Origin of the sequence: uncultured Butyricimonas sp. (assembly GCF_959596855.1) — a bacterium.
In the GTDB taxonomy this organism is placed as follows: Bacteria; Bacteroidota; Bacteroidia; order Bacteroidales; family Marinifilaceae; genus Butyricimonas; species Butyricimonas muris.
In genome coordinates, this window is record NZ_CAUFYA010000018.1 from 57547 (window position 1) to 71493 (window position 13947).

At 44.5% G+C, this 13947-nt stretch carries 9 protein-coding genes; all 9 read right to left on the minus strand.

Annotation, left to right across the window (positions count from 1 at the left end; all coding sequences use genetic code 11):
* Positions 1 to 24: 24 nt before the first annotated feature.
* The gene (locus tag Q5866_RS09805) at positions 25 to 1353 is read right to left on the minus strand and encodes a hypothetical protein (protein WP_303179982.1); all 1329 of its coding nucleotides are present in this window, start codon (positions 1351 to 1353) and stop codon (positions 25 to 27) included.
* Positions 1350 to 2678: a DNA mismatch repair protein gene (locus Q5866_RS09810; protein ID WP_099291761.1), complete on the minus strand. Its 1329-nt coding sequence runs from the start codon at positions 2676 to 2678 to the stop codon at positions 1350 to 1352. Before Q5866_RS09810 ends, Q5866_RS09805 begins: the two co-directional genes overlap by 4 nt.
* A gap of 18 nt (positions 2679 to 2696) precedes the next feature.
* Positions 2697 to 5003 (minus strand): Gldg family protein, encoded by a 2307-nt coding sequence (locus Q5866_RS09815; RefSeq protein WP_186975874.1) that lies wholly within the window; start codon positions 5001 to 5003, stop codon positions 2697 to 2699.
* 27 nt (positions 5004 to 5030) lie between these two features.
* Positions 5031 to 5966, minus strand: coding sequence for an ABC transporter ATP-binding protein (locus Q5866_RS09820; RefSeq protein ID WP_099291760.1), 936 nt, complete (start codon positions 5964 to 5966; stop codon positions 5031 to 5033).
* A gap of 124 nt (positions 5967 to 6090) precedes the next feature.
* Entirely contained in the window at positions 6091 to 7008 is a 918-nt protein-coding gene (locus Q5866_RS09825; protein WP_292270204.1) for a hypothetical protein, read from the minus strand.
* 21 nt (positions 7009 to 7029) lie between these two features.
* The gene (locus tag Q5866_RS09830; protein ID WP_292270201.1) at positions 7030 to 8466 is read right to left on the minus strand and encodes a RagB/SusD family nutrient uptake outer membrane protein; all 1437 of its coding nucleotides are present in this window, start codon (positions 8464 to 8466) and stop codon (positions 7030 to 7032) included.
* Between the two features lie 25 nt (positions 8467 to 8491).
* A complete protein-coding gene (locus tag Q5866_RS09835) occupies positions 8492 to 12055 on the minus strand; it encodes a SusC/RagA family TonB-linked outer membrane protein (protein ID WP_222621170.1) in 3564 nt (1187 codons plus the stop codon).
* 85 nt (positions 12056 to 12140) lie between these two features.
* Positions 12141 to 13301: a FecR family protein gene (locus Q5866_RS09840; protein WP_292270196.1), complete on the minus strand. Its 1161-nt coding sequence runs from the start codon at positions 13299 to 13301 to the stop codon at positions 12141 to 12143.
* 17 nt (positions 13302 to 13318) lie between these two features.
* Positions 13319 to 13939 carry an RNA polymerase sigma factor gene (locus tag Q5866_RS09845; protein WP_303179986.1) on the minus strand — a complete coding sequence of 207 codons (621 nt, stop codon included), beginning with the start codon at positions 13937 to 13939 and terminating at the stop codon, positions 13319 to 13321.
* Between the last annotated feature and the right edge of the window lie 8 nt (positions 13940 to 13947).

Consider the following 13947-nt stretch of genomic DNA (forward strand, 5'->3'; position numbering starts at 1 on the left):
ATTATATCATCCGGAATATCCCCTTTACTTCACTTCCCGAATCAGCTCGACAATCCGCTCATTATTAATGATTATCATACCGTGTTTATCATTGGTTATTCCCGGTTCCAACTTATAGGTGTAAGTCGGTACACTCCCGTTCATCACCGTGGGCAAGTAAGCAAAGGTTGCATTATCGCAATTTTTACCCAACTCGTGACCGACCTCGATGATATGCGTCGAGATCATAAAGGAACAAGCGTGGCGCTTTGCCAAAGCCGAGGTCACGGCATACGTGGCATCATAAGCATCCTTGACATTCGTACCCTTGAAAAGTTCATCGAAGATCACCACGAGTCGTTTGGAAAGGCTCACCTCGATAGCTACTTTCTTCACCCGAAGCACTTCCGCGTAAAAATGACTGTATCCCATGTTTATATTATCCGGCACATTGATAGAGGTATACATCCCGTCCTGCACGGCAAAACGCATTTCACGGGCAGCCACGGGGAATCCCATGTGTGCCATATACACCGCGATACCGAAAGATTTCATCAGCGTGGACTTCCCCGCCATATTCGCTCCTGTCAGGAAAAAGATATTCTTCTGGCGGGTTATGGAAAGATCGTTGGAAACAGCCTTACGGATGCAGGGATGATGCAAACCTTTTATCTCGATAGATACCTCTCCCTCTTTCATGGCTTCCGCGAAACAGAAGTCATATTCACGAGCCACTCGCCCGACCACTATGTAAAGGTCTATCTCGCAGAAAAGACCGAGTAACTCCTGCAACGGCTTGAGCCATACGCTCCGTAACAAACGGTCGACAGAAAACATCTGACCGAAACTCAAAGGTCGTGTCGTATCTTCCAACAACCGGGCAAAAGCCTTATTATTCAACAAATCCAATCCCCACTTCACTCGTTCTTCCAATGGATTGCCCGCTATATCTTCATTCACCCGCTCGAGAAACGCTTTGCTTTCACGCAAGAAATGAATGGTCGCTTCCATGCCCGCACGCCAGATGCCAAAATGCTCGTCTTTACTAATCAACTCCAAAGACTTCATTTTGCACAGCAACAACAAACTGACAAACCAAGATGTACGATCGGCATTCCCTATGTACTGGTCGATCTCTTCCAGTTCCTCGGAATCACCGGGAAATTCAAGAACATGCGTTTTAAAATAACGGAAAATCGCTGTTCTCCGGTTTATCTCGTCAGCATCCGTCAAGGGATGGGCAAACATCTGATCCATTAATCGTTCCGCCCCTCTGGTTACCAATCCGCCAAACAAGCTATAAACCGAATTACTGCTATACTTACCCAATATGTTCAAATCGTCCAAAGTCTGTTTATCCGTTTCAAAACTCATGATTTTCCTCCTTCCCCGTTTATAATATCAATGATTCTCTCGTTATTGATGATAATCATTCCGTGTCGGTCATTCGTGATCCCCTCTGCCAACCGATAAGTATAAACCGGTTTGCTCCCCTCCATTTTAGTCGGAAGATAAACAAAACGAATATTCTTACACCGTTCTTTCAAAACTAAACCGACTTCTATGATATGTGTAGAAATCAAAAACAAGCAATTGGGAACACCCGCGAAGGCTTCCGTCACGGCAAGCGTGGCATCATAAGCATCCTTGACATTCGTACCCCGGAAAAGTTCGTCGAACACGATCACGAGATTCTTGGTCTGTTGCAATTGCATCACGACTTTCTTCAAACGTAATACCTCCGCGTAAAAATGGCTATATCCCATGCTTAGGTTATCGGGCAGATTAATAGTCGTGAACATCCCGTTGCGCACGGAGAACTCCATCGCTTCCGCCGGAACGGGGAACCCCACGTGCGCAAGGAATATCGCAATGGAAAAAGTTTTCATAAACGTGGATTTCCCCGCCATATTGGCTCCCGTGAGAAAAATGATATTGCTATTCTCGTCCACCTCGATCGTGTTGCCTATCGGTTTCGCCAAAAACGGATGGAAAACACCTTTTATCTTCAACACGTTGCGCTCGGCAGGAAGCACGGAAGCAAAAGCAAACCCTCGTTCCTTAGCGACCCGTGCCACGGCGATATATACATCCATCAAATAAACGTAATGAAGTATCTTTCGGAAATTCTCCCGTTCCTCGAACCGGAGAATCCGGTCATAGACGACGGCTTCCTCGTAATTTATCTTTTTCTTACCCGCGTACCATGCCCACTTTTCATTGTCCAACAAATTCTTCAAGTTCACATTTACCTCGGTCACGTCTTTACTGTCCGTGCTTCCGGTTTTATTCAGAAAATCATTCAAGGTATTCAACAATTCAAGACATCCCAGAATACCGTTTTGTATCCATGTATATCCCGTTTCGGCTCCCATCAGATTTTTCACTTTCCATTCCAGCGTATTATTCTGACTCATCAATTGACTACGGGTATCCGTGTTATCCAGATAAAACTCGATGGCATCGAAAATAGCCGCTCTAAACGGAAATTCCATCCCGCACTCTTGATAGTAACGTATCGCCGCACTCCGGTTAGCAATCAAATCGTATTCGGAAAGGGGGTACTGGAACATCTCTTCCAGTACTTTTGCCCCTCCTCGCGTATGCGTCCTGTTGAAGATTTCGTACACCGATTTGTTAGCCCCGGCGCTCAATATCACCAAGTCGTTCAAAGTTTGTTTATCTATCCGAAATCCCATTATTTCAATTTCTTTTTATTAATTTCTCTTTCTACGAATCCACAAAATCGTACCCCACAACAACAGAATCACGGGAACAACACCCATAAAGGCAATCTTCACGTACGGCATATCCGGACGTTTCAGATGAATCCCGACATCCGACCCGTTCGGACGGCGTACATCCAAAGGCGCCTCCCCGTAAGAGAACCAATGGAACGTCCCGGTTACCAACGGATAATTCGCCACGGCTACCCCTCGTTCTCCGGCTACCCCGTCATTACTGATACAACTGGCATTTCCCAAGATCATGATTCGTTGTTCACGATCACCTATTTTACGGGATAGAGCCAAAGCCGTCGGGTACATCCGTTCGATCTCTCCCGCTGCGGGATTCAATACCACGGAATCATTCACGAAATCCCGTGTTTCCATCTCATTCCAACATCCGGTAGAATCGGTTCGCAATAACTCCCGCACGGTAAAGCCCTTATCCGTCGTGTAATCCAGTCCCACGGCATCCTTCATGTTCACTTTAAACCTACGTACCAGCCACATGAACTCGTAATGATACGAAAGCTCTTTCACCGTTTCGGGCACGGCATTCACCATCATGGAATTCGGAAGAATATCCACCTTTTTCTGTACCAATGTTCCCGGTAACAAACGCACGCCTAACGGTTCCACGATCGGGTTCATCACGCTCTGTTTCCCGGCTCCCCCCGCGATCAACAAATTGCCGCCACGCTCGATATACTTGTTCAATTTCGTCATCTCTCCCGGAGTCAAAGGTTCTGACATATCGGCAATAACCAAAATATTTATATAACCGGGAATATCAGCATCACCCGAAATAGAAACCTCTTCCGTATCGAATCCTTGATTCAGCAATGAATGGCGGAATGTTTTCTCCCCGGCAAACAACAAATAATCTCGTTTCCGCTCTCCGGTGATGGAAGGTTCCCCGTGTCCGGTAAGGAATCCCACTTTGGGCATATCCATTACAAAACGTTTGAACATTACTCCGATTTCCGCCTCACTCGGGTGTGTTTCCATATCGTTAAACAACCGCAGGAAAGCCTTTTGTCCGTTTTTCCGTTCTACCAACCGCACGAAAACATTCCCTTCCGGTTCCAAATCGATTATCTTTTTAATCTGTTTCGGTGTCAGCATTTTTTTGATATCCCAGTCCCTTTTTTCAGACTCCTCTTTTGCGATTTCGTCAATTGTTTTTCCCGGATAGCGACTCATCAGCCAAGGATTAGTAGTCACCGTATCATAATAATAAACATATTTCATCTTAATATCCGGCTTGAAGCGAAGATATTGCTTGAAACGCCTTTTATCATCGTTCACCATCTCGGGCCACCCGTAATAAGCATCTCGATCCAAATAATTCACATAAGTCGTTATCGTCATTCCATCCTCCAGCGAGTTCATGATTTCCTGACTTACAGGCGTCAGTGTCATCCGTTTCGTTTCCGTCGAATCATAGAAACACATCATCATCGGGCGAGAAGTGATATAACCGATCAGACAAGTTCCCGCAATCACTCCCAGATACTTTCCCCACATAACACCCTTCGGGGCGTACTGGCGGGTTGAATTCAACCTCAAAATAGCTAGTGACAAGAACATTGCCGACACCACGATAAAATAGATTATATCCTCGCTGCAAATCAATCCGGCAATCATCTCTCCCGAACGTCCTGAAATACAAAGCCAATAGGTAATATCACGCACAAAATCATAACTCTGTCCTACTTGGTTCACGTAGTTTAATGCGGCCAGAATCACCAAGGTCCCGATACCGGCAACTACCTGATAGGAAGTCAGCGAAGATACGAACAGACCGATAGACGCGTAAGCACACAGTAACAAGTAAAGTCCCAGCAAACCGACCAAAGCTTCCTTGAATCCGAAATTATCAATAACACAACCGGCAAACAACACCATGATAAACAACACTCCCATCAACACCAACCCGTAAAGCATCATGGAAAGGAATTTTCCCAGAATGATATGGGTAGAAGTCACCGGCGACGCGTAAAGCAACTTAATGGAACCACTGCTATATTCCCGGCTCATCAACGACATCGTCAACAAAGGCATATACAGGTAAAGATATTGTTGCACGATCGTGTACAAGCCGCGCATACCACCTAATAACGAAGCCGTTTGCATCCCCCACGCGTAACCTAAGGTATTCGCCTGTGCCTTTTCTTCCATCAACCCGACAAACGTCATCCCTACTTGAAACGCGAACACGACCAAAATAAACCATGCTACCGGAGAATAAAACAAGGTAGCCAACTCCGCTTTTGCAATTTTATATATTCTTCTCATAATATTCTTCTCGTATAAATTCACATACTACTTTCTCCCCTTGGAAGCACTTTTTGATAATTGGGCAAATATCGCGTCCAGCGAACTCTTCTCGATCACCAGCTCGATCAATCCCCATCCTCTCGTGACACAAGTTTCAGCCACACGTTTAGCCGTATCCTGATCACCGTCATACCGCAAACGGAATCGTCTTTCCGACAAGGTTTCCACCTTGGAGATTCCCGGCATAAGCAAATCGCACTCCATCGGCGGCGTATCCAATTCCACTAGCAGGGTATTCGGTTGGATATAATTATCAAATTCCTCGATACTGCCCGAAAATATCATCTGCCCGTTTTCGATCATCTTAATATTCCGGCAAGTAGCCTGTACTTCGGAAAGAATATGGGTAGACAACAACACCGAACGCTCTTCCGCTATTTCCTTTATCAAATGGCGTACTTCCGTGATTTGGTTCGGGTCCAATCCATTCGTCGGTTCATCCAATACGACGAATTTCGGCTTATGCACGATTGCCTGCGCGATACCCACACGTTGCTGGTATCCCCCGGAAAGATTCCGCAACACCCGTTTGCTGAAATGCGTAATCCCGCAACGAGCCTTCGCCTCATCCACCGCCGCCTTAATCTGCTTCTTATCCACCATGTGCAGATCCGCACAATACGTCAGATACTCGTCTACCGTGAAATCTAAATGCAAGGGAGCCTTTTGAGGCAAGAATCCGATATTCTTCTTCGCCTCCACCGGATTCTCCCGCAGGTTAATCCCGTCTATAAACACATTTCCCTCTGTCTGCTTCAACACCCCGCATATAATATTCATCGTCGTTGATTTTCCCGCCCCGTTGGAGCCAAGGAGTCCCATGATACCCCGTTGATTAATCTCGAAATTAATATCCCGGATAGCCCATTGGACACTGTAACGATGAGATAAATGCTCTACTTTTACAATTGAATTTTCCATTTAGTGATTTATTTAAATTATTCCATACAACGAACACGAAATTCAAAAGACATAGTCGTCCCATGCTATCGCCTTTCGGCGATAGCACAAGTGACTTTCAGTATAATTTATAAACTAATAAAAACTACTCGACATAACCGGAGTTGGCATTCCCGATCGCTTGTAAATCAATGCCGTACTTTTCGAGGAAATACGCTTGCAAAATGTCATGTTTCTTCTTTACCAACGGAAAAGTCAGATAAGTTGCCCATGAATTCTCCTCTGTCACGGCATGACTAATCATATTTTTCACGTACTGCTTGAAATCAGTGTCTTTTGATAACATCTTCGTGTAATAATCCACGAAATAACACCATTCACTCGCATATCCGTATTGCTCCTCACTGTCTATACTAGGAATAAAACCTCTCTCCCGGGCATTCGTCGGATCTCGTTCAGTAGCTTTCGTGTAATCGCTAACTTGATAAAATTCATTAGGAGCTTCAATAGCATTAATATTTAATAAATGATCCAAGAAAGCCTGTTGTATCCAATTCTTTGTCGACTTTTTGTCAGCAAGCGACATAGAACCCACATCTTCATTTAATCCCGCAATAGCCAACGTATTCGTCGTCAGATATAACTTAAGGTAAGTTGCAGGCCTCTCGTAAGTATAGGTCTGTTTCACGGAATCGGCAAGAAGTATCCGGTAAGGAAGATTCTTTTCTAAAAAATCATCCGGATAATAATTCAACCAAACTTCTTCCAGCAAATCCAACATCCCTCCCAAATACTGCGGATCCCCCAATATCGTTCCGAATATATTATTACCGGTAGAGACCGCAACCTGCGTCCAGTTAAAATCCTTTTGCGAATATTCGTACAAGAAATAAGAACCATACTTCTCGAACAAAGCCACCACCCGATCGTCTGCCGGAGATTTCCCCTGCGGCAATTTATAACTCTCGCCAAACGGGATATCCGGTCCCAAGTCATTATCATTGTCCGTGCAGGCAGTCCACGAACTCAAAGCGACAATCACAAATATAAATATCTTTCGCATAACGTCTTATTTTTAAAATCATTACATACTAACACCCACTCTCAGCGGTTCCTTGTCGGAAGCATTCTGTACCAATTCCTTATTTTTATCCATCACGCTACTCGGTAATGGCAACGTGTACATCGGATCTTTCTCCTTCAACGTGTACACCATAGCCGGACTGGTTGTACTCTCTTGATAAATATGCGTAATCTCCGGCATCCCGTAACGACGCAAATCAAACCAGCGGTGTCCCTCGTAACAAAGTTCCAAACGGCGTTCTTTCCGGATGGTATCCAACAAAGCCGTCGGATCGGCAATCGATACATCCCTGTAATCCATAATACGATGCTTACGAAGCGTATTCAAATCAGCCAACGCATCGGATTGCTTTCCGGTCAACCGCGAATAAGCTTCTGCACGGTTTAAATAAGCTTCCGCCAGACGCAAACACTGTCCCGGCTCTCCGGCTGCAGCATTTTTATTTATTAGCCAACCCGTAAAATCTCCACCCCCAGAATATTGAGCAATAATATAAATCCCTATCCTTCTGTCTTTACTATTAAACAACTTCAATAAATCTGAACTAACCACGTAAGCCATGCTATAATTATCTATTCTTGCACCGAAAATACAAACCGTCTCATTCACATCATAACTGTTCATGCAATAGTTCACGTTTTCATCCACTAAAGTAAGATCCGTTAATCCCCGTCCTAATTCTATCGCATCATTTGCCGCGTTAACCGCATTCTGCCATTCCTCCATGTAAAGATATACCCGGGACAACAAAATCTTCACGGCAGGGAGATTCATCCGGTAATTCCCAATCACCACGTTATATTTTTCAAACAACTTGGCAGAAGCATCCAAGTCTTTCAATATCTGTTCGTACACCTCTTTCACCGTGTTGCGGGCTCCCCCGACTTCCTCCTGCACCGTAGAAGTTAATTTCAAAGGAACTCCCAACGCTTCTTTATTATAATTATACGGTTCCCCGTACAGGTTTACCAACCAGAAATAATAATAAGCCCTTAACGCCAAAGCCTCCGCTTTCACTTGCTCACGTTCTGACTGCGTACCGATAGCATCGTCAATATAATCCAGCACGGCATTACATCCCTTGATCCGCTCGTACCACATATAGTATTCCGTTGAGGCCAAAGGCGTCCCCTCATCTCTCCGGTACAAATCCGGTTGCCATGTAAAGGCAGGAAACCACTCCTCGGCACCAGTACTTCCAAGCACATTTTCTCCATCCCTGTCAAGCATCTTGTCATCATCCAATTGGGCAAGTATCGAGCCCGGATAATATGCCGTGGAAGGATAACCGGATCCCATGAGCAATTCACTAAAATCCGTCACTGTTTTCGGGATAACTTCATCTTGGGATTCTTCTTCCAAAAAATCGGAACATCCCCCGCTCAAAAATAATCCCACTGTAACAACAGCCAATCTTAATATATCTCTTTTCTTCATATCTTCTTTTTTTTCAATTTCAACATCAGAATGCAGCACTCAACGAGAGTGACATCGTACGCCGGGTAGGCCATCCTCCCGTTTCCGGATCAATGCCTTTCCATTTTTTATCGAACACGATCATAAACGGATTTGCCATACTCGCGCTCAGGTTCAAGTTCCTCACGTGAAGCACCCGTAACACTTGCTCACCAAACTGATAAGACAACGACAATTGAGTACACCGGATCAAGTCCGTATCGGCTACCCGAATATTCGCCATATTATACATTTGATAAGGAGACTTATATGTTCCTCCGCTTGTCGGCAAACGCAGTTCCGTGGTACTGCCTCGCCCGGGTAAAGAAGGATATATTGTTTCATCCCCGGGATTTCTCCAACGGTTCAACAATTTTCGGGAAGCATTTTGTTCCGGAGAAGGAAGTCCCTTCTGGCTGGAAGTATTATAGAAGTCCGGAATACGCCCCTGTCCCCCGAACTGCATGGAGAAATTAGCTTGGAAACGAAAATTCTTATACCTGAACGAAGTGGAAAGACCACCACTGAAGTCCGGTTCATCCTTACCGCTCAACACCAAAAATTTCGTGAAATCTTCCGTGTCATCTATATCCAGATTTTTAAACAACGGTGTTCCGTTCTCCGGGTCAAGCCCGTCAAATTCAAATGAATAAAATGCCGAGTAAGCCTCACCGTTGACAATACAAGTTCCGTTCAGGAAATCGTCCACGGTATTCACCCGCTCGTTATTCGTCTGTTTATTTTTCGTAACACCCGTATTCACGGAAAATTGCCACAAGAAATCCTTTGTCCGGACAGGCACGACATTTACTGTTAATTCGTACCCCTTATTTTCCATTTTAGAACCGAAAATCACGGAATTCAACATACCATTCTCCGCCGGCACATCCCGGGAAGAAAGCACGTCGCTATTCTTACCGAAAACATTTGCCAACACGTTCAACCGTCCATTCAAGAAAGCTAAATCCACGCTGAAATTCCAACTCTTCGTCTTCTCCCAACCCAGATTATCGTAAGGCAAGCCTTTAATATTCAACGTATATTGCTTATATTGTTCATGGAAACCACCGTCTGACGCTATCAGATAAGGAGAAACATTTTCCACGGCATTCCCTTGATAACCATATGAAGCCGATATATCCAACCCATCAATCCAATTCCATCCCCGGGTGAAAGGCTCATTAGCAACTCTCCATTTAGCCCCGACTGACCAAGTAGGTCTGAATTTCTTATCCGGATCCTGTCCGAATCGGTTGGAAGCATCCAAACGAGCGTTAAAATTCACCACATAACGATTATCATACGAGTATATACCCGTGAAATATTCACTCAAAGAATTTGATTTACGATTTACCACTTTCCGGTTCGTTCGCATCTCTTCATAAAGCTCATTATTTTTAGCCGACGCCCCAACAGGAGTATACATCAGCGGAACACTTGCAAACGACTCTCCCCGGTATTTCAAGTAACCGTAATTCTTGTTTCTCGTTCCTGTCGTTTTTGCCGATGCGATCTCGATTCCAGCTTGCAGAGTCATACGATGAACATCCTTAAACGTCTTGTCATACACCAAACTATTCCGGAAAGTATAATCCCTTACAGATGATTCCTCCGTGTACAACAATCCCCCCCAAGGCAAACGAGAACCTTTCTCTTCCGCCTGATTCGCCAACACGGAACCAAACTCATATCCCCTCATACTCGTGATATAGAATGATTGTTCCGTAGCCCACGATTTAATATTGGAAGAAGACAGCCCATAGGAGAACACGCCTTGATACTGTAATCCCGGAAGAATCGTCCAATTCAAATCCAAAGAAGTAGAAAGCTTTTTCGTCGTGTTTTCATTCCCCGTATTATTCCGTTCATTAAGAATATTATAATTATACCGATTTTTCAAAGGTATAGAATTACTCGAGGCACCTACCTTTTCATGATAAAACAACGTTCCGTCCTCATTATAGGCAGGAATCACCCGAGATGTATTATAAGCATAATCAAACGGACTAACATTATAAGCAAATCCCTCCGTGTTCCGCAAACTCCCGTTAACCAAAAAACTGGCTTGTAAAGTAGGCAGGAACTTCATCGTTGTATTTGAACTCACGGAAAAATTCGACATTTCATTCCCGATAGCCTCTCCGAGCGTTTCGGAGATATTGATTGAAGTCCGGTTTGAAATTTTCTCCGACCCTCCGGTCACGCTAAGCGAATGCTGGTGACTGACAGAATTACGGAATAAAATACTAAACCAATCCGTATTCATCCGCTCCATTTTCCGGAACTCCTCTTTCATTTCACTCTCCGTGATTTCCTTATTGTTCAATTTCTCTACAAGTCCCTCGTACCCGATAGGCAATATCGAATTAGGGAACGATACCCGTTCCTCGTAGATTTCTTGGGATAATTGCATTCTTTCTTGTGAAGTCATCCGGTCGTACATTCCGTATTTAGGACGTTGACCTACAGTCACACTCCCACTGTACGACACGGAAAGTCTTCCCGTTTCTGCTTTTTTCGTGGTTATCACGATCACGCCGTTTGCTGCTTGCGAGCCGTAAATTGCCGTGGCGGAAGCGTCTTTTAACACTGTCAAAGTCTCAATATCATTCGGATTCAACCAAGAGATAGCATTCGATACAATCAAACGTAAATCCTCGATATCCCCGGACAACTCATCCTGCATTGGAATCGGCTCACGCTGAATCACGCCGTCGACCACCCAGACAGGTTCCTTATTTCCTAACAACGTGGAAGTTCCTCTTACCCTAATTTTCGGAGAAGCACCGACCTGCCCGGTACTCATCCGAACTGTCATACCGGGAACCACACCTTGCAACATTTGATCAATAGAAGTCATACCCGCAATTTTGATATCGTCCACTTTTACCGTGGTCACGGCTCCCACGTAACTACCTCTATTTACTGTCATATATCCCGTCACGACAACATCATCCAATGTCGCCACATCCTCCTTCATCACCACGTTGATCGTATCCTTCCCAGCATAGACAATCTCTTGCGCTTCCATACCGATAAAAGAAAACACGAGAGAAAACTTCTCTGGGGCATTCGGTATCGAAAGTTGATAATCTCCCGTGCTATTCGTTGCCGTTCCTATCGGGAATCCCTTCAATTGAACGGTAACACCGGGTAGAGGTTGCTTCTTCGCGTCCGTCACTTTTCCGACAATACGAATAACCTTTGCCTGTTGCACGGCAAGTTCCCGAACAATATACACTCCTCCCTCTTCGAAAAACTCGAAACGAGTATCTTTCAGCACTTGTCGCAACGCTTCGACTACATCCATTTCCGTGATTTTCATCTCACGGCACTGCACTTGTTTCGTCTTACCCGCATCATACAGAATACGGATTCCCGACTGATTCTTTATTTGCTTCAGCACCTCGTTCAAATTCATATCGGACTTTACCGAGATATTCACCTTTTGGGTAAATGCACTGGCTGAAATAAAGAAAAACATCACAAAAAATAACGTCAGTTTCATCACTTGAAAAATTTTTTTGACACAATGTGGTCGTACCCACACTTCGGGTGGATTTTTTTTCATAACTTTGTTTGATTTTATAAGTTTAACACTTAGAACAAAAAGGGATTCGATACATGGTTTGGTCGCTCTGTTTCGAGCCCTTTTTTTATTTTGCTTTTCTCACTATCACAACATTATCTTCTATTTCAAATTTCACGTTTGTTCCTAACTCGAATAAATTCAATAACGGTCTTACATCCGAATATTTATCCAGCGTTCCGGATAACTCCACGTTTTTCAAATCCTCCGAATCAAACTGCACCTTCAAATCGTACCAACGAGCTAAAATGACCATAATCTCCGACAAACGCTGTTCCTCGAAACAGAAAAGATGATCTTTCCATGCCGTGTACAATCTTGTATTCACCTTACAGACCCGAGGTAATTCATTCCCTATCTTGTAAGTTAATTGTTCCCCGGGACGCAACACGATTTCCGGTTGCGACTCATGCACGTAACTGATTGCCCCTCGTTCCAAAGTCGCGATCATCGTGGTCGAGTCGTAGACAGCCACGTCGAATCCCGTACCCAATACTTTCACGTCACCGGCAGCCGTGTTCACGATAAAAGGTTTATCCGGATTACTTTTCACGTCAAAATAAGCCTCCCCCTTCAAATAAACCTGCCGGGAATCCCCCTTGAACTGAAGCGGGAAATGTAACTCCGTCTCGGAATTTAACCACACGTTCGTACCGTCCGACAAAACCAGATGATACTCTCCTCCACGGGGAATAATCAATTTATTATAACTCTTTTCCGTCATGACAACTTCACTTGCCTCCTCTCCGCGTATCACTCCCGCGGAATCAATATGGATAACTCCTTCCGTGGTTTCTATCCTCGAGGAACGAGCCTCTTTCAGGTCAAGCGTCCGCCCGTCATTCAACACGAGCACCGCTTTCCGTTCCCCGGGAGTAATCACCTTTTTCACCGAAGGCACATTCCCCCGTTGCTCCGGTTCCACTTGGAACATCCAAACCACCCCTAAAAGAACAGCTACCGAAGCCGCTACCGAACTTACCCGAATCATCACCTGGCGACGATTACGCCTTCTCAATTTCCCGAAAGCCGCATCAGCATCAAAACGTCGCTGTTCCTCATACTTTTGTTTCAGATAATCCGGTCGGGAAAGCCTCCCGGCGATCCGTTCCTCCATCGAATCACCGACAAATTCTCTATCAGAACTTTCCTCTTCTAAAAAAAGTCCTTTTAGATAATCCGTAACCCGCTTGGATCTATTCGCTATATTTTTCCAATCTCGTATCATTTCATGTTTCTTCTCATTTAAAGAACACATGACTTTAAAAAACGGGTGACAAAAAAAATCAAAAAAATGAACCACCCCTCACCCAAACGTTCACGTACATAAGCATACGCCCTCTTTTTCTGCGTCTTAACGGAATTTTCGCTTATCTGCAATTTTTCGGCAATCTCTTTCACTTTATCGCCATTCATACTCATCAATAGCACATCCTTCTGCTGCCCGGACAACTCGTCCACTATCGCATAGAACCTGTTCACGACATCTTCCTCCACCGCAATCTCGATCACAGGATCAAACTCTTCCTGCTCCTCCAGCACTTTCTCTCCCCATTTCTCGTAAAGTCCTTGAGCGTACCCTTGATCCCGTACCAGATTTAATGAACGGGTATATACCGCCCGATACAAATAAGCTGTTAATGAAGGCCCATCTTCAAACCGGATAGATGAATCCCATATTTTAATGAAACAATCCTGAACAACATCCTCCGCAACATCCGTATCTTTCACGATTTTCAAGGCATAGTTACAGAGTGCAGGATAAAATCTCCTGTACAACTCTCTCCACGCTCCCTCTCGCTTCTTGTTCACATTTTCAATAAAATGATCCATAATTACAATATCCAATTCTAATTCAGATCCCATCACCTTAA

Coding starts and splice junctions, on each gene's coding strand:
- Q5866_RS09805 (WP_303179982.1), bottom strand. CDS start 1,353: ATGAGTTTTGAAACGGATAAACAGACTTTGGACGATTTGAACATATTG.
- Q5866_RS09810 (WP_099291761.1), bottom strand. CDS start 2,678: ATGGGATTTCGGATAGATAAACAAACTTTGAACGACTTGGTGATATTG.
- Q5866_RS09815 (WP_186975874.1), bottom strand. CDS start 5,003: ATGAGAAGAATATATAAAATTGCAAAAGCGGAGTTGGCTACCTTGTTT.
- Q5866_RS09820 (WP_099291760.1), bottom strand. CDS start 5,966: ATGGAAAATTCAATTGTAAAAGTAGAGCATTTATCTCATCGTTACAGT.
- Q5866_RS09825 (WP_292270204.1), bottom strand. CDS start 7,008: ATGCGAAAGATATTTATATTTGTGATTGTCGCTTTGAGTTCGTGGACT.
- Q5866_RS09830 (WP_292270201.1), bottom strand. CDS start 8,466: ATGAAGAAAAGAGATATATTAAGATTGGCTGTTGTTACAGTGGGATTA.
- Q5866_RS09835 (WP_222621170.1), bottom strand. CDS start 12,055: ATGAAAAAAAATCCACCCGAAGTGTGGGTACGACCACATTGTGTCAAA.
- Q5866_RS09840 (WP_292270196.1), bottom strand. CDS start 13,301: ATGATACGAGATTGGAAAAATATAGCGAATAGATCCAAGCGGGTTACG.
- Q5866_RS09845 (WP_303179986.1), bottom strand. CDS start 13,939: ATGGGATCTGAATTAGAATTGGATATTGTAATTATGGATCATTTTATT.